The sequence below is a fragment of the Fimbriimonadia bacterium genome (assembly GCA_039961735.1).
In the GTDB taxonomy this organism is placed as follows: domain Bacteria; phylum Armatimonadota; class Fimbriimonadia; order Fimbriimonadales; family JABRVX01; genus JABRVX01.
In genome coordinates this window covers 16316-32210 of the sequence record JABRVX010000062.1, presented here as the reverse complement: position 1 = coordinate 32210, position 15895 = coordinate 16316, and the positions used below count along the sequence as shown (strand labels likewise).

Annotated in this window: 16 protein-coding genes; 3 read left to right on the top strand and 13 right to left on the bottom strand. The window is 62.0% G+C overall.

Annotation, left to right across the window (positions count from 1 at the left end; translation table 11 throughout):
- Positions 1-190, top strand: a 190-nt coding sequence (locus HRF45_13025) for a hypothetical protein (GenBank protein MEP0767445.1), incomplete at its 5' end; no start/stop codon positions are given.
- Between the two features lie 228 nt (positions 191-418).
- On the opposite strand, the gene HRF45_13020 is transcribed toward HRF45_13025, so the two are convergent.
- The 7 genes from HRF45_13020 to radC all read right to left on the bottom strand — a co-directional run bounded on the left by HRF45_13020 (position 419) and on the right by radC (position 6869).
- The gene (locus tag HRF45_13020) at positions 419-1615 is read right to left on the bottom strand and encodes a glycine C-acetyltransferase (protein ID MEP0767444.1); all 1197 of its coding nucleotides are present in this window, start codon (positions 1613-1615) and stop codon (positions 419-421) included.
- Positions 1616-1928: 313 nt separating this feature from the next.
- Positions 1929-2687, bottom strand: coding sequence for a phytanoyl-CoA dioxygenase family protein (locus tag HRF45_13015; GenBank protein ID MEP0767443.1), 759 nt, complete (start codon positions 2685-2687; stop codon positions 1929-1931).
- Between the two features lie 152 nt (positions 2688-2839).
- Positions 2840-3574 carry a hypothetical protein gene (locus tag HRF45_13010; protein MEP0767442.1) on the bottom strand — a complete coding sequence of 245 codons (735 nt, stop codon included), beginning with the start codon at positions 3572-3574 and terminating at the stop codon, positions 2840-2842.
- A 45-nt stretch (positions 3575-3619) separates the two neighbouring features.
- On the bottom strand, positions 3620-3946 hold the full coding sequence (locus tag HRF45_13005; GenBank protein ID MEP0767441.1) for a hypothetical protein: 327 nt from the start codon (positions 3944-3946) through the stop codon (positions 3620-3622).
- A gap of 397 nt (positions 3947-4343) precedes the next feature.
- Positions 4344-5456, bottom strand: a complete 1113-nt coding sequence (locus HRF45_13000) for a hypothetical protein (GenBank protein ID MEP0767440.1) — start codon at positions 5454-5456, stop codon at positions 4344-4346.
- 124 nt (positions 5457-5580) lie between these two features.
- Complete coding sequence (locus tag HRF45_12995; GenBank protein ID MEP0767439.1) at positions 5581-6219, bottom strand: haloacid dehalogenase; 639 nt, start codon at positions 6217-6219, stop codon at positions 5581-5583.
- On the bottom strand, positions 6216-6869 hold the full coding sequence (gene radC / locus HRF45_12990) for a DNA repair protein RadC (protein ID MEP0767438.1): 654 nt from the start codon (positions 6867-6869) through the stop codon (positions 6216-6218). Before radC ends, HRF45_12995 begins: the two co-directional genes overlap by 4 nt.
- 142 nt (positions 6870-7011) lie before the next feature.
- On the opposite strand from radC, the gene HRF45_12985 reads away from it, so the two are divergent.
- Together HRF45_12985 and HRF45_12980 are read left to right on the top strand one after the other, a co-directional pair.
- Positions 7012-7305 (top strand): hypothetical protein, encoded by a 294-nt coding sequence (locus HRF45_12985; protein ID MEP0767437.1) that lies wholly within the window; start codon positions 7012-7014, stop codon positions 7303-7305.
- 145 nt (positions 7306-7450) lie between these two features.
- The gene (locus tag HRF45_12980; protein ID MEP0767436.1) at positions 7451-8032 is read left to right on the top strand and encodes a DivIVA domain-containing protein; all 582 of its coding nucleotides are present in this window, start codon (positions 7451-7453) and stop codon (positions 8030-8032) included.
- Here HRF45_12980 and HRF45_12975 read toward each other — a convergent pair.
- The 6 genes from HRF45_12975 to HRF45_12950 all read right to left on the bottom strand — a co-directional run bounded on the left by HRF45_12975 (position 8029) and on the right by HRF45_12950 (position 15888).
- Positions 8029-8835 carry a MinD/ParA family protein gene (locus HRF45_12975; GenBank protein MEP0767435.1) on the bottom strand — a complete coding sequence of 269 codons (807 nt, stop codon included), beginning with the start codon at positions 8833-8835 and terminating at the stop codon, positions 8029-8031. The genes HRF45_12980 and HRF45_12975 overlap by 4 nt on opposite strands.
- 33 nt (positions 8836-8868) lie before the next feature.
- Positions 8869-10206 (bottom strand): hypothetical protein, encoded by a 1338-nt coding sequence (locus HRF45_12970; GenBank protein ID MEP0767434.1) that lies wholly within the window; start codon positions 10204-10206, stop codon positions 8869-8871.
- A gap of 100 nt (positions 10207-10306) precedes the next feature.
- On the bottom strand, positions 10307-12148 hold the full coding sequence (locus HRF45_12965) for a twin-arginine translocation signal domain-containing protein (GenBank protein MEP0767433.1): 1842 nt from the start codon (positions 12146-12148) through the stop codon (positions 10307-10309).
- An 87-nt stretch (positions 12149-12235) separates the two neighbouring features.
- Positions 12236-13678: a SpoVR family protein gene (locus HRF45_12960; GenBank protein ID MEP0767432.1), complete on the bottom strand. Its 1443-nt coding sequence runs from the start codon at positions 13676-13678 to the stop codon at positions 12236-12238.
- Positions 13638-14543 (bottom strand): PEP-CTERM sorting domain-containing protein, encoded by a 906-nt coding sequence (locus HRF45_12955; protein ID MEP0767431.1) that lies wholly within the window; start codon positions 14541-14543, stop codon positions 13638-13640. The genes HRF45_12960 and HRF45_12955 overlap by 41 nt, the downstream gene beginning before the upstream one ends.
- Positions 14544-14724: 181 nt before the next feature.
- Complete coding sequence (locus HRF45_12950; GenBank protein ID MEP0767430.1) at positions 14725-15888, bottom strand: DUF444 family protein; 1164 nt, start codon at positions 15886-15888, stop codon at positions 14725-14727.
- Positions 15889-15895: the final 7 nt, after the last annotated feature.

Below are 15895 nucleotides of genomic sequence, written 5' to 3'. Positions count from 1 at the left end.
TGTCGGGATGACCAAGAAACTGAATCCCTACGGGCAGGCTCTGGACAAGCTGGTACAGGCCGACAAGGGCAAGAAGCTGACCGCGGAGATTCTGAAGAAGCTGAACGACGTCGACTCGGACGGGGACGGCGTGAAGAACCTCGCGGAGATCAAGGCTGGCACGATGCCCGGCGACCCGAAAAGCAAGTAGCCGTCTGGGGGCGCCGCGCCGCGCTCACCTTCTCCCTCGGAGTGACATCCCCTCCGACACATCCTGATCCTGTTTCGGCCGTCGCTAGTCGCTCGTACCGTCACGCTGAGCCTGTCGAAGCGTGCTATCGGGCGCCACGAGCGTTGGGGCAGAAGTCGGTGGCATGAGTCGCCCCCATGTCGGGCAGTTATGGGCTTTTTCAACAGGCCCGGGAAGGGGGCAAGGGGGTTAGATCAGGCCGAGGGACTTGCCAACTTTGTGGAAGGCTTCGAGGGCGTCGGCCAGGTCTCGATCGGTGTGGGCGGCGGATGGCATCGTACGAATGCGTGCCTTGCCGCGCGGAACCGTCGGATAGACGATGCCGAGGGCATACACGCCCTCGTTCCACAGCATCTGCTCGGCTTCCTGAGTCTTGCCCTCGTCACCGATGTAAACCGGGGTGATCGGAGTCTCCGAACCCATGGTGTCGAAGCCGAGACCTGCTAGGTCTTGCTTCCACTTGCGTGCGTTCGACCATAGACGGTTCATCGGCTCGGGGTCGTTCTCCATGATGTCTATCGCCGCGATGAGTGCCGCAGCCACTGCGGGTGGGTGTGCGGTGCTGAACAGATAGGGTCTGCCACGGTTGATCAACCACTCCTTGAGCAACTGCGACCCCGCGATATAGCCACCTACTACGCCCAGCGCCTTGCTCAGAGTACCGAGCTGAATATCCACCCGTCCGTACAGACCGAAGTGAGAGGTCGAGCCTGCACCATTCTTGCCTAACACTCCGCTCGCATGCGCATCGTCCACCATTACCAGCGCGTCGTACCTTTCGGCCAGCGCCACGATGTCAGGTAGTGGTGCGATGTCTCCGTCCATGCTGAATACCCCGTCTGTCACGATCATTCGCTTAGCGAAATGCTGCGTCTTCTTAAGGATGTCCTCGAGGTGGTTCATGTCCTTGTGGGCGTACACGTAGCCCTCGGACTTCTTGTAGGCGGCGGAGGAGAGCCTCACACCGTCAATGATGCTGGCATGGTTTAGCTCGTCGGAGATGATCACGTCGCCGTCCACCATCACTGCGGGTATGCACCCCGAGTTGGCCGTAAAGCCGCTGGTGAAGACCAGCACGGCTTCCACCTGCTTGAACTTCGCGAGTCGCTGCTCCAACTCGTCGTGAATCGCCATGGTGCCACCGATCCATCGCACGGCGCCGGCGCCCACTCCCCACTCGATGGCGGCCTTCACGAACGCCTCCCGCACCTTCGGGTGGTTGGCCAGGCCGAGGTAGTTGTTGGACGACATGTTGACGACTTCTCTGCCGTTCATGCGGACGCGCCCGCCTGCGGGGGTCTCCAGAATGCGAGGTGTCTTGTAGAGGTGTTGTTGCTTGAGCGTGTCGAGCTGGCTCGCGAGCCAATTCTGTAGAGTCTGGTTCATTGCCGGGTTCCTCCGGAAGCATAGTATATCGGAGGGGTCGGGCCGGAGTCGAGCGCTGCTCCATGGGGGGGGAGGTCGGGTCACTGACGAGACACCACATTCCGGCGGGGCGGCGTCCGCACCCCTGTACTGCCTGAACCTGACGCCTACCCCAAACCTCCCCCCGCCACTTCGCTCTGAAGGGAGTCAGTTCCCAATAACCCACCCTCATCATCGGGTGGAGAGATGCCTTGCTTCGGCCGGGCTGGTTACTCCCTAGGCTTGGCTTGCCCCCATCCCAGGGCGGATGGGGGCAAGGTGTCGGGGAATCGGGCTACACGTTCGCGTAGTCGTTGATGCCGGGGACCGGGTTGCCGCGGACGACGTACATCTTGTGCTTTTCGTAGAAGCCCGGTGTGCGCGTCAGCTTCGTCGTCGCCGGCATGAAGCGCATGGTGTAGCCGGCGCGCCGCTTATTCGAGCGGTTCACGTTCGAGCCGTGAATCAGCCAAGGCTCGTGCATCGAGAACTCACCCATCTTCAGCTCGATGTCCACGGCTTTGCTCTCGTCCACCTCGCTCATCGGCAGGCCGAGGTGCAGAACCTGTGTGCCGGTGTCCTGCGGCACGTGCTCAATGGGGCCGCGGGTGTGCGTACCCGGGATGACCCTCATGCAGCCGTTTTCTGGCCCCGCGTCGTCAATCGCCAGCCACACGGTCAAGATGTCCATCGGCTCCAGCGGCCAGAAAATGCCGTCTTGGTGCCACGGGACAGCGTGCCCCTCACGCTCGGGCTTGCACAACAGATGGCTGGAGAACAGCACGATGTTCGGGCCGATGAACTTCTCGACGGCATCCAACAAACGGGGGTTGGTGCATAGCGCGTACATCTTCTCGTCTTCGTTGTGGATGCCGTTCATACGCTCCGGCCACTCGTCTTCCTTCAGGTTGGCCATCAGCCAGTCCACGTGTTCGCGCGCGGCTGCCAACTCGTCGTCGGTGAGGATGCGTCCAAAGCGGATGTAACCTTGCCGACGATAGAGGTCCACATCGGCCTGTGTGATTGCTGTCGGGTCGATGGAAACAGTTTGCAACGGGACACCTCTTCAGGGATCTGGGCGCTCGGCCCAGATCATTATACATGCTAAATATCCTTGTCGTCAGCAGGGAGGCGCAGAGCTTCGTAGTTCCGGCGTCCCGCCGGATGCGATTCATCGCCGGGACGGCGAAACCGCGCGACAGGTGCCTACTGCCCGAAACGACCGAAGTTCACCAGGGTCGCGGCGATGTCGTCCAATCCGACCGTGCCGTCCCCGTTCACGTCGCACGGATGCGGTCCGGGCGCCCCGAAGTGGATCAGGATGGGGTTCAGGTCGCGGATATCCACGGCGTTGTCGCCGTTGACATCGCCGATGTAGGGCACTTGCCAGTCCACTGTGTTGTATCCGTAGATGAGCGGGATGCCCACCTGCTTCACCGAAAGATAGCCCTCGGGCTTCAGCACGAGGTCGTACGTGCCCGAGCGGTAGACCGACACGCTGTACTCGCCCGATGGCCCGAGCACCGTGTCCACGGCCTTGACCAGCCGCCCCTCGCGGTAAAGGGACAGCTTTACAGGCTTCCCGACCAGGGAACCGGCGTATCCCGCGAGCTGGACATACCCCGAGATCGTTGCTGTACGGAGCGCCCAGTCAACGATGTTCGCAGCAACGGTCTGGTTCTCGGTGTAGTTCGGGAAGTAGACCTGTGAGAAGCCGTCCCAGTCGCCAAAGACCAATACTCGGCCGTTGGCGGTCTCCAGTGTCTGCTCCATCACGATGCAGTCCTTGGTGCCATAGGGATCATTAAAGAGGGTGACTGCGGAAGCGGGGCCGTTTACCACCCCGTTCTTTGGCACATACAACTGCGTAACGCCTTGGTTGATTGCGTGCGGGGTCACGACCTGACCCCAGCCGTACGTCGTCTGACTCCAGATGCTCACTCCGAACGTGCTCACAACGGAGTTCAGTACGGCCTGATCGATGCCTCAGCCACAGTCCCCGAAAAAGATGAGCGTCCCCCCATCGCGAACCCACTGGAACAGCGCAGCTTGTTCCGGCGCGGTTATCGAGGGGCCTTTAAAGTGCGACAAGTACAGAATGTCAACGGTGTTCAGAAACTCCTCGGAGAGCACCGTGGTCTGCCGCCAGGTGACCCCCCGAGCGTTCCACAGGGCACGCACGCCGGACATGTACGATCCGGTTTCCATGTTGTACACGTAGCTCAGAAGCACGCTGTCGGCGAAGATGCCGACGTCCGCGGCCCAAGAGGCTCCGCCGACACTCAGTGCCAACGCAGCCAGGATGCGCTTCATAGGCCACTCTCCTTATCACCGGCATGAAATCGCCGAGGCGGCTCGAGCGGGGGTCACTTCGTCGGACAGTGCCGCCAATTGCCACAGCCGGTTACTCGACTGGCCGGTAGGTTTGTACATTATAACGCAGGAATGACCGGACGAGGAGGAGGACTTCAGTAGGTGCTGCCGGATGGGTGCGAGGGTACACCTTATGGCGCGTCCGCGGCGCGGTGGCTGGCCATGGGAAGGATGTGGCGACAAGTGGGTGTAAGGTGAAGATCGTTCTGCAGTCTCCGCAGCGACACCGACTGGACGGTGCAGCCTAGTACGGGCAACGCGTTGCGCGTGGCACGCAGCTAGGTGAGCCATGACTCGACAATCGAGATGGCCAGGACATCCCAGTCCCGAAGACCGGCTATTGCCCTACACGGGCGAAGTTGATCAGCACGATGTTGAGGTCCAGCAGATCCACGAGGTCGTTGCCGTTGGCATCGGCCAAGTTGAATCCACTCTTGGCGAAGTCCACCAGCACCATGTTCAGGTCCGCGATGTCAATCGCGTTATCGTTCCACACGTCACCGTTGTACGGGAAGTGCCAGCCCATGGCAGTCGGACCAGATATCGTGACGCCCGGCTTGAGGACGCTCAGCCAATGCCAGGCCTTGCAGCGCAGGGTGTAGGTGCCGGGACCCGGAAGTGTGAAGGTGTACGACCCGGCCTCGTCCTCGAGCCACGTGAACAGCGAGTCCACGAGCACGCCGTCCTGATAGACCCACAGTTCGAGCGGCATACCCGTCATGGGCCCCACGTAGTCCGCAAGCGATACCGTGCCGTACAGCGTTACCGTGGGGTTCATGGCCCAGTTGGCGAGGTTCCTCACCAGTTTCAGGTTTTGCTCCTCCAGCGTCAAGAAAAAGTCAATGAACATGTCGCAGTCGCCGATGACGAACACCCTGCCGAGCCCCACGATCGGGCTACCTTCGAGGACGGCTGCACAGTCGTTTCCGAGCTGGTCCACGATGAGCCGTTGAGCACCGTCGGGCAGTGCGAGATGACCGTTTTGACCGATGTACGGCGAGGTCACCCCTTGGGTAATGGGGTGCGAGCCGACAACGCTCCCGTAAGCCTCGGCAATCGTGCCGCTCAGCACGAAGCCGAACAGGGCCAGCATGCTGTTGTAGGCCGTCTGGTTGTTGTAGCAGTTGCACTCGGCGGTGACGACCAGCGTGCCGCCCGCCTGAACCCAGTTCACCAGCGCGGTCTTCTCGGCGGAGCCGAGGTTCTGCGTGCTGATCTTGCTGGTTACGAATACGCTGACGCCATTGAGGAACGTGGATGTGAGTGACGATGTCTGCTGCCAGACGGCGCCACGGTTTTGCCACTCGGTACGGAACTGGGAGAGCTGCCCCGCGGTCTCGATATTCCACGAAGGACCGAGGAGCCGGGAGTTGTCGAAGATGCCTACGTTGACTGCAGGCGTCGCCTGCGCGAGACACCCGAGAAGCACGAGGATAATCGCTCGGTTCATGCCACTCTCCTTGGGACACGGTCCCGTGTCGGCGATCGGGGATTGATTCGCCGCTGTGTCCCCCCACCATTATAACGCGGGCTTAGCGAGCCGACAACCGTATGAACGCGATATCGCGCACAGACTAGCCGCCCAGCTTGTCCATCGCTTTGCCGATTGCGCGGAGTAGCTCGGTTTGTATGTGGGTTAAGGCAAGATCGGAGCGCGTCCGCTCCAGAACTGTCCGCAACGCATCGCAGGTCCGGCGCAGACCACCGGTAAGACTGTCGGGGAAGTCCACGGTGATCAATTCGTCGTAGATCTCTTCCATAACGGACATGATGCGGTCGGCCTCAGCGAGGTTGCCAGCACGCATTAGGTCGAGAACGTATCGCCTGCACTCCGAAGATGCCTCCGCCATTCCGTTCATGTACGCAGGAATCGTTACCTCGAGATCCTCTGGACTGGGCAGCGGCCGATTTAGCACGATTGCCAGTACCGCCTCGCCCTCGACGTACTCCTTCTCGGCGTCGCTACGGTAGTTGGAATAGCACAGCTCGGGGTAGGGGGCGAGGGCGGCCTGCATGTCGCGCACCAGTTGCCTGGTCGCGTCGAGCTTGGCGCGCGCCTCGTCGAACTCCTTGCGATGGATGCTGCGAATCGCTCGGGAACTGGATTGCACCACCTGTCTGCATAGAGGCAAAGCGGCTTCGCGTCCTTGGTGCTGAAGGGTCAGGGTTTGCCGCAGGTCCTCCATCACTTGCGCCCAACCTGAGTCGCTCATATCACACCTCTCTCGTGCAAGCTAACGTGGCGGTTCTCCCCAAGGATCACGTGATCCAAAAGGTCCACGCCCAGGATTCGCGCCGCCTCTGCCAACCGCCGGGTCACGGCGAGGTCCTCCTCGCTCGGTTCGGGGTCGCCGCTCGGGTGGTTGTGGGCTACGATGACACTCGCCGCGCCCTCGCGGACGGCCTCCCGGAAAACCTCTCTCGGCTGCACCACCGTGGTGTCGAGTGCTCCGATGGAAACCGTTCGGCTCTTCAAGATGTGGCCCTTCGAGTCGAGTAGGATGGCACAGAAGTGTTCGCGGCGCTCGTCGCGCAGGTGAGAAAACTCTCTGGCCACGTCCTCGGGTCCGCAAATCACCGTGCGCTCACCGAGCCCTGCCTGAAACACCCGCCTGCCCAGCTCCAGCGCGGCCAGCACCCGACACACAGCGACCGGCGACACCGGGATACCCTGCAGGTCGGCGGGCGCCACGTCTCCGAGGCGGCGGATGCCCCCGAGCTGCTGCAGCAGACCGCGGCTTGTATCCACGGGGTCTTCACCGTTGGGACCGGCGTCAAGAAGGAGCGCAAGTAATTCTACGGGGGCCAGCGAGCCCGGCCCGTGCCTCTGCAACCGGACCGTCAGGTCGTCGAGTGCGCTCACTCGGCTAGCTTACCTCGGCGGTATCGAGGCAAAGGGGACACGATTCGCGCCTACGTTCACTATAATGGAGTTGCGCGGCACGGATCGGCTTGAGCCGCCGCGCCGAGGCATCGCGCTCTTACCCTGCGAGAGGAGGCGGGAGATGCAGATGCTCTTCATCGTATGCGAGACGGGCGTGGACTACCGCGTCACGAAGATTCTGGACGAGCTCGAAGTGCCAGGATACACCCGGCAGTCCGGGTTCTCGGGGGTCGGCGAGGGAGGTAGACGAGGCTCGCACATGTCTCCCGGCCAGAACACCCTGTTCATCAGCGTCATGCCGGACGAGCTTGCCGCGAAGGTATGCGAGAAGCTCAAAGAGTTCTGCGAGAGCCATGAGAGCCGAAAGCCCGTCGCGCTGCGCGTTTTCGCCACGCCGGCAAATGTGTGCATCTGAGGGACAGGCCGGACCCGCCTGGCAAGAGTCAGGCCGTCGTGAGTGATCCCGGCACATCGGCGGGTTCTGCAGCGCGCGCGGCGTGGCATCGCCTGCGGCACGCCACTTGCCGTAGTGGCGTATAGACCAGCGAAGAGGCGAACCCATGGCAAGGGAAACTGACCGCGAACCGCTGTTTCGGCTCGCCTTCCGAGGCTACTCACCCCCGGAAGTTCACGAGTATCTGGACCAGCTAGGACGCGAGATAGAGCAGACGACGGCTCAGGTTCGGGCACTGGAGGCCGAGCGCGTGCGCCTTCGAGAGCAGGCGGATGAGGCCACGGCCGAACTCGCCCGACTAAGCGCGGAACTGGAAACCGAGCGGGCGTCTCGCGCACGGGTCGAGTCCGAGATGGAAGCGCTCCGACAGGAAGTGGCTCGGCTCGAAGCGGAGCGAGCGGCACTCGGCGAGCAGCTAGCAGCGGACCGCAATCGCACGGAAAAGATCCTCTCGGCGGCGCAGGAAGCGGCCGAACAAATGAAGTCCAGAGCTCGCAAGGAGAGCGACGGCATCCTGCGGGCCGCCATCGAGCGGGCGGAACGCTTCGACAAGGAGACGAGGCAGAAGCGGGAGGAGTTCGAGGCCGAGCAAGCACGGCTCAGACGCGAGTTCGAGGAGTTCCTAGCGAACGCGCGTCAGGTCGCCCAGAGCTTCATCCACACCGTGGACCAGGCAGAGCTCCGCTAAGCCGTCCTTCGTTCGAGCCCAAACACCGAACGTAGGCGGTTCACGATCCCGCCCTGCTCCTGTTCTATAGCCTGTCCAGCGATGACAGAGGCTATCGTGAGAACGCCCCGAGAAGCCTGGAGCCCCCGATCGGCCAGAAGGAACGGCTTCCGCTGCCGGATGTACTGGATGGCCTTCGGGTCGTGACGGATCGCGCCTGCGTACTGCAGCGACTTACCGAGAAACTGCTTGACGATGGACTGCAGCTTCACGTACAGGGCGGAGGCCTGGGCGTCGTCCTCCGCCATGTTCACCACCAGCCTCACCACGGCATCCGGCTTTCGTCCGTAAAGCACCTTGGCGGTGGCGTACGCGTCCGTGAGGCTCGCTGGGTCGGGTGTGGCGACCAGCAGCGTCTCGTCGGCGGCCTCCAGGAACATCATCACGTGCGCGTCCACCCCTGCGCCGGTATCGAAGATGAGGTAGTCGGTGGAGCTTTGGAGCTCCTCCAGACCCATCAGGAACGACTCGAGCTGGGGCCCGCTCAGGTTGACAAGGGTCTCTACACCAGATCCGCCTGCGATGTATCGGACGCCGCCGGGTCCCGTGGCGACCACGTCTAAGAGCCGCTTCTCCCCCGACACCACGTTCTGCAGATTGAACGCGGCCCGCGTTCCCAGTACGATGTCCAGATTGGCAAGGCCCAGATCCGCATCGAAGATCACCACGCGCTTCTGAAGCGAGGCGAGAGCGAGACCCAGGTTCGCCGACAGGTTGGTCTTCCCGACGCCACCCTTTCCGCTCGTAACTGCAATCGTCCTCATGTTACATAAGCCCCCAAACTAGTCTCCGCCGCATCAGGCTGCCCTCGCGCCGCGATCGCGCCTCCCAAGCCAACGTCGCCAGAAAGGCTCGCGGCTCGGCCTTTCCCCGTGCACCACCACTAGGTCGAGAAGCTGGTCCCGGTCCTGGTCGGCTTCGATTGGCGGAGAGGGAGCCTCCGGCATCTCTGCGGACCAACTGTAGGAGCGTAGAACCTGGCTGAGCTGCAGAGGCGAGGTGAACCGACGCTCCGGATCAGCATCGAGGCACCGTGCCAGAATCTCGCGCAGGGCTAAGGGTAGCCGCTGGTCATCATCATACTGATGCGTCCAGTGGCGGCCGCTCGCGCCACTCTCGTGCGGGTTGCTTCCCGTCACGCAGTGCCACAGCAGGGTGCCTAGAGGGAAGACCATGCTTGTCGCCGCTCCCACTTGCCCGGCTCTGTCGGGTGCAAGGTATTCCGCCGGAGGGCGAACCAGAGGCACCCACAGCGGCCCGTTGGGCGTGATCAACACATTCGCCGGGCACACGATATCGCACGACCCCCCCTTGCGGTTCAGCGCATCCACCCCATCCGCCAGGGCTGCTACGAGCTGGGTCGCCTGCGCAATCGAGCGGGCACCTCGGGTCCGAAGCACGTGCTGCAAGTTCTCGCCTTCGAGGTGTTCGAAGACCGTCCAGCGATAGCCCTCGGACGGGAACCAGTCGTAGACTGCAGCGACCGTATCGGAGTGCACTCGCGCCGCTGCTTTGGCCAATAGGAACTGATGCGTGGCCTCGGGTGCCTGCTCGGGTACGGAGGCGAGGGTGACGGGTCGCTCGAGAACCTCGTCCCACGCGTCGAAGAGCGCAACCGAATCCACACAACGGCGAGGCTCGGCATTACGAAACCGATTGGGCAGGGCCTGCACACGCGAGAAGACGCCTTCCGGAAGGGACTCGGCAAGCCCGTAGGCCAAGCGAATGGCCGTCAGCAGGTCGGACTGAGAGGCGATCCGTACCGCCAGACTTCGTCCTGTCATTCGGGCAATGGCGTCGGTGCCTTGGATGTCCAGCGGATCGCAGATGGCGCATTCCAGCGTCGACCCCGATACGGCGAGCGGCAGTACCCTCATCGTGAGGGCGGTTTCCGGCTGGATCAGGGCCAAAGCCTCTGGCTGTGCCCGCATCTGGTCTAGGTTCAGCAACGGATAGCCGTACTGCTCGGCCAGGCAGTGCGCGATGGCGGCTTCGGTGGCGAAGCCGCGTTCGACCAGAATCTCTCCCAGCCGCCTACTGGAGGTGCGCTGGGCCGCGAGTGCGATGGATAGCTGAAGGCTGCTGATCAACCCCTTCGATACCAGCAATTCGCCCAGTTTGCGGTAGTCGTTCATCGGCAACTCCCCTCGACCCGGCCCGATGCATCTAGAACTTCGCGCATATCCAATTCATTGTCGGTTCCGAGGCCTCTCTGGCTCAAAGGGGAGTTGCGAGCTAGATGGCCTCGGTTACGATGCCGTACATCTGACCGTACGCCTGGAAGTCCCGAACGTGGTCGCCATAGATGAAGAGCTGATGAAAGCCCTTCGTGTCTCGAGTGTCGGCGGGCCCCTCTAGGGCGAGCTCGACCGAGGTTCGGCATCCGCCCATGGGTGGGGTGTGGTGGTTTCGCAGCACCTTGCCCCGTCCTAGGATCATCCTGCCGGGGTCCACGAACTGCATCAGCGTAACAGGCTGTCCGCTCCGCCACAGGACCTGAACCGAGACTCCGACATCGGACTCCGCGTGGCTGCGCAGGATGAACTTCTCGCGGGGCTTGTCGTAGCCGTTTAGCCGGGTCGGGCACACGCAGTGCGCCCCGATGAAAGTGTTGTGCACGGTCTCGGGAACGGGGTCCTGCATAAAGCCCGGCTTGTCGAGCAGCCTGCAGCACAGGGTGTGCGACATCACCGCATTGATGTCCGCCTCGCAGATGGCGGGGATTCCGGCATCCAGCAGGCGCGACCACGCGAGGCACGGCGGGCCGGGAATCTGCCGCTCGAACACGGCGCCGAGGCAGTCCATCGTGATGCCGTTGCAGTCCTCTTCGCGCATGATCCTCTGTGCGGCAAAGTAGGCGCGAGAGGCGTTCACGAGGTCTGTCTGGGAGGGCTCCACGATCTTGTCTGCGGCCTTTCGGTAGTCCTCCACCATCGCCTTCACCTCTCCGGTCTCGGCAACGGCATTGAAGGCATCGGCGAAGCGCTTGCGCGGGAGCCGGCGAATACGGAGGCCGAACGGTTCCAGAACCTCGTCGTTGGTTCGGTCTCCAGCCAGCACGGCGATGCGCGAGTTGCGAACATCGTGGTGAGACCGGAAAAGCTTTATCCCGAACCGCAGGGGGTTTAAGTCCGGATCGGGTGAGGAGATGAGGTGCACGCCCGGCTGGCGCGAGATCCCTGCGATGTGACCGGTGAAGCACATACCGAGTGCTGCATAGATGACGGTCGGAACGCCTGCCTCGGCGATTCGTCGCACGTGCCCCCAGCGATCCATGTGGAGCGGGAACACGACTACCCCGGACGGTTTCCTGTCCGAGAGCATCTGCACGAACGCGTTCACCGCCGTCTCATCGTAGAGCGGCTGCGGCTGGAACTCGAGGCGAACGCGCAGCTCCTTGGCAAGCTGCTCGAGGCGGTTACGGGATTGCGTCAGAAAACGCTCGGACATCTTCTTGTCCCACGCGGTACCGGGCCAGCCTAGCCAGTATTTGTCACGCGGGCGCAGGTAGGCGACCTTGACCTCGGGCCAATCGGCCGGGCTCTCGCTCCGTGTCCGGCGGGCAGCCTCCTGTGCGCTCGCGGCTCTCAGAAGATAAGGTCCCGCTGCGGCTGCGACTGCGGCCCCAACGAGAAAGTCGCGGCGGGAAATCCCATGTACCGAATCGCTGCAGTTGTGGTGGCACATCGCTGTCACGTCCTTTCGCTGGGGAGGCGAAGGTCTGCTCCCTGGAATCGTACTACGCCGCCACTTCGTGCCATCCTGCACGAAGGCTCCCTGCCAGTGTTTAGCGATGGCAAGTAAGTCTGCTAGCGCTCGGCAAGCCATCGGGGCTTCGACGTTCGTCTGCTCGGCGCCGTTGTTCCGAGAGGTCGCTCTCCACCCCTCACTGCTGCGGCTGCCATCGGTAGCAGTGAGAGAATCGTCATGCTGAGCCTGTCGAAGCATGAGCGCGATAGCCGCGACCGGAGCATCTTCGTGTGATAGCATGTGGCCTACGACGTCATGCTTCGACGGGCTCAGCATGACGTCTCCGGCTATGCCGTGCAGCATGACGTCTCCGGCTATCCCGTCCATTCCTGCCCGCTGCGAGTGGTGAGGGACCGATGGAGGTTAGTCGGCAGCAAGCCGTGGAAGGGCGCTTTTGGGCCGGAGGGCCGTGTACTACGTCCCCGTCTGCGTAATGTTCTCCCCGTCGCAGGAAATGCGGACCGGCTCGTCATTCGACACGGTATCCACGTGCACCGGCCGGCCCCATATGTAGGCGAGATTGCGCAGGGTACGTGCGGTATAGTCGAAGTCCAGTGGGCGACCGTCGTAGTGGTGTCGCAGCAGCAACTCACCTCGGTGTTCGAAGTCGCCATCCTCCACGGTGACATAGGGTGCGCCGAGGTTCGTCATTTGCGCCACGAGCGCATCACGCACCTTCCGCCAATCGGTCTCTTGTACCACCCATACCATCTCGCCGTTGATCTCCTCCATTTTGTAGGTGAAGAGGTCCATGCGCTTGCATAGTCCGGCGGTTAGGTACTTGCCCAGGAAGCTCTGGTCGTCGTCCTCGAGACGCGACTGGAAGATCCTCTCCCGTCCTTGTCCGGTCGGGCGCTCGATGGTGTTACCCAACCAGTCTTCTTCCGGCTCACCATCGGGGTCTGGCTCTCCATTCCAGCGCCGTTCGATGTCCTTGAATATCTGGTATCCCACATAGTAGGGATTCAGATGCACGCTGCCCCCGGGAGAAAGCACCGCACTATGCATGCGACGGAACTCCAGATGCTCCTCCGATGTAAGTGGCAGGGACTCCAGGATCTTCTCGTGCCAGTAGGATGCCCAACCTTCGTTCATGATCTTGGTTCGCATCTGAGGCAGGAAGTACAACATTTCGTCGCGAAGGATCTCCAAGCAGTCTCGCTGCCACGGCTCGAGATCGCGGGCGTAATCGCGCAGGAAGAGTAGTAGGTCCTTCTCGGGTTCCGGCGGGAATCGCTGCTCGCGAGCAGGTGGTGCAGGCTTCTCCTCCACCACATACCAGATATCGTCATAAGGTCCTCGGGGAGGCTGCTCGTTCTCTTTGGGTTCCGCTACTGGCTGCGCGTTAGGCCGAGACATTTTTGCCGGGTCCAGGTGCTCCTGGATGCTCATCGCGGCGTCGAGGAAGCGTTCAACTACCTCAGGGCCGTGCTCCATCTGATATTTTCTAATACGCTCCGCGTGAAGGCGCGCACGCTCGATCATACTGCGGTCCGTATGCTGGAAGTAGGTGTTGTTCTTGAAGAAGTCGCTGTGTCCATAACAGTGGGCCGCTACGAGCTTGTGGCTCAGCATCGAGTTGCTGTCCAACAGGAACGCCTGCGAAGGATCGGTGTTGAAGATAATCTCGTAGATGCGTGTCAAGTTGTACTCGTAGCTGGTCTTCATGCGGTGGTAGTCCCGCCCGAAGGTCCAGTGTGAGAATCGAGCCGGGAGCCCGTAGGCCCCCAGCTCGTAGATGACATGATCCGGCACCACCTCGAAGTGCACCGGGAATGGGTCGAGCCCCATCTCCAGCGCCTTCTCATAGATGGCGTCAAGCCATCGGTTCAGTTCCTCTCGTTCCGCTTGTGTCATGCTTCCTACCTCTCAGTCCGAGAGCCGCGAAGCCCAAGCACAAGATTGCCAGAGAACCCGGTTCCGGTACCACGTTGAAAGAGCGCCAAGCCATGTTATCCGTATATCCCTTGCCGCCGTGGGCCCACAGAGTGCCTCCTTCCCACGGGGCTGTCGAGGCGTCGGGGTCTGGCACGATGCCTGTGGGAAAGCAGCGTTGCCCCTCGCCCCACATACCGTGCGGCTCGATGTGGCCCCACATGCCATCTATCACGAAGTGCTCGTGCATCGGCATGTCTGGCATGCGCATCCCCCTGATCCACCCACGTACACGGATCCAACCGCCATCGCCATAGAAGTTCCGGCAGTATTCCAGGCCGCGCGGGTCGTACACGGTCTCGGCGTGAGCGATGGCCCACATCTCGCCCATCATCTCACCCGGTCCGACACTCAGCTCCTGGTCCACACCCAAGCCATTGTCGGACTCCACTGTCCACGGCAGGTCGTAGTCGAACACCGCGTCGCCCATCACCGCCAGCCAGCACTCACCGTTCTGACCCCACACGGGTGCTCCAGGCGTGTAAACACCGTCGGGCATTCTCAGCACGATCGCAGGGATGAAGCCCGCGCCGCCTCGCTGAGAGATGGAGAACCTGATCTCCCAAGTGAAGCCTAGGGCCTCTCCCTCCACGATCGTGGGGTTGGACACACCGCCATCGAACTCCCATGAGGTTGTCACCGAGTAGGTGATGACGCCCTTGGACATGTCGAAAGGGTCCAGCGGCAAGCCTCGAGAGCTCGTGTACACCGGCTGGTCGGCAAGAGTCGTGGAGAAAAGAAGTATCGGGGCCAGCACGACCGACCCCATACCAAGCATAGGGCGCACTACCATCCTCCCAACCGCGCCTCGGGCTGCCTACTCCCGAAAGCGCGCATTTCAACTATGTGCTTAGCATATCAAACATTCCCGGCCGTGTCAAGAGTGCCGGTGCGTTTTTTTCGGATTCCCTGGTTTTCAAGGTGCTTCGGCGTAGCCCAAGGCGCCTGCTCGAACTCGAGCTGGGGAACTAGATTCGTGCCGCGTCCGCGCTCTTCGAAAAGAACTCCTGGAGTGCGGGCCAAACGTCTTCCTTCTTGCACACCTTCACGACCACCATACGCTCATCGCCCTCGAATGCGTCCATGAACGCTTGACCGAGAGGTGCGAGACCGGGTTGCTGGCTCCACACGTCGCTCGCGATCTCGCCATACCCGATGAGGTTGCTGTGGTCGAGCAGCTTGCGAACCAACTCTACGCACTCCTGGTCTCCCCAGTTGTAGCCGTCGGAGAACAGGAAGGGATAGATGTTCCACTCGCGGCTATCGTATCGCTTCTCGATCAGGTCCAGCGTCAACTTGTAGGCAGCCGACAACTTCGTGCCGCCCGAATCCCCCGCGGCGAAAAAGTCGGCTTCGCTGACCTCCTTCGCCTCCGTGTGGCAAGTGATGAACACGATCTCCAGGCCGGTGTAGAACTTGCGTAGGAAGCGAACCATCCAGTAGTAGAAGCTGCGACAAATGTACGCCTCGAATTCGCCCATCGAGCCGGAGACGTCGCGCATCGCGAAGATCACTGCGTTGCGCTGAGGCTGCGGAACCATCTCCCAGCTTCGGTAGCGGCGGTCCTCGGGGCGGATCTCCCAGCCCGGCTTTCCCTCCAGGGCGTTTCGTTTCCATGCCTCAATCAGGGTCCGCTTGCGGTCGAGGTTCGCCTGCAGCCCCTTCCGGGCAACCGTGTTGAAGTCGGCCTCTTCTCCGAGAATGTTCTGCGCGCCCTTGTCTTTCAGGTCGGGCAGGTGAAGGTCCTCGAACACCATCTCGGCGAGTTCCTCGATGGTGAACTCGGCCTCGTAGAAGTCCACGCCGGGTTCCTGACCCGCCTCCTTGCCCTGCCCGGTCTTGTCGGCAGGTGCACGCCCGATGATGTCGCCCGGCTGCGTTCCGCCTTCGCCGTGTCCAACCTCCTCGCCGCTGTGGGGGTCGAACCGCAGGCGCGGAAGCTCCAGGCCGCGGACCGGCACCTTCACGATCTTGCCGTCGTCCGCGGTGATGATGTCCTGCTGGCTGATGATCTCGCCCAGGTTCTGTTTGATGACCTCTTTCAGCTTCTCGTTGTGCCTCATGCGATCGCGGTCGGCACGTCGGTGCAGGTCCCAAGGGTCATCGCTCAGGGCGTAACCTTTGCCGTTCATCCTCTTC

Excerpts from the sequence above, each read along its gene's own strand:
- HRF45_12970 (MEP0767434.1), bottom strand. The coding sequence starts at position 10,206 with ATGAACGACTACCGCAAACTGGGCGAATTGCTGGTATCGAAGGGGTTG.
- HRF45_12950 (MEP0767430.1), bottom strand. The coding sequence starts at position 15,888 with ATGAACGGCAAAGGTTACGCCCTGAGCGATGACCCTTGGGACCTGCAC.
- HRF45_13005 (MEP0767441.1), bottom strand. The coding sequence starts at position 3,946 with ATGAAGCGCATCCTGGCTGCGTTGGCACTGAGTGTCGGCGGAGCCTCT.
- HRF45_12965 (MEP0767433.1), bottom strand. The coding sequence starts at position 12,148 with ATGGACGGGATAGCCGGAGACGTCATGCTGCACGGCATAGCCGGAGAC.
- HRF45_12985 (MEP0767437.1), top strand. The coding sequence starts at position 7,012 with ATGCAGATGCTCTTCATCGTATGCGAGACGGGCGTGGACTACCGCGTC.
- HRF45_12995 (MEP0767439.1), bottom strand. The coding sequence starts at position 6,219 with ATGAGCGACTCAGGTTGGGCGCAAGTGATGGAGGACCTGCGGCAAACC.
- HRF45_12975 (MEP0767435.1), bottom strand. The coding sequence starts at position 8,835 with ATGAGGACGATTGCAGTTACGAGCGGAAAGGGTGGCGTCGGGAAGACC.
- HRF45_12980 (MEP0767436.1), top strand. The coding sequence starts at position 7,451 with ATGGCAAGGGAAACTGACCGCGAACCGCTGTTTCGGCTCGCCTTCCGA.
- HRF45_12960 (MEP0767432.1), bottom strand. The coding sequence starts at position 13,678 with ATGACACAAGCGGAACGAGAGGAACTGAACCGATGGCTTGACGCCATC.
- HRF45_13000 (MEP0767440.1), bottom strand. The coding sequence starts at position 5,456 with ATGAACCGAGCGATTATCCTCGTGCTTCTCGGGTGTCTCGCGCAGGCG.
- HRF45_13020 (MEP0767444.1), bottom strand. The coding sequence starts at position 1,615 with ATGAACCAGACTCTACAGAATTGGCTCGCGAGCCAGCTCGACACGCTC.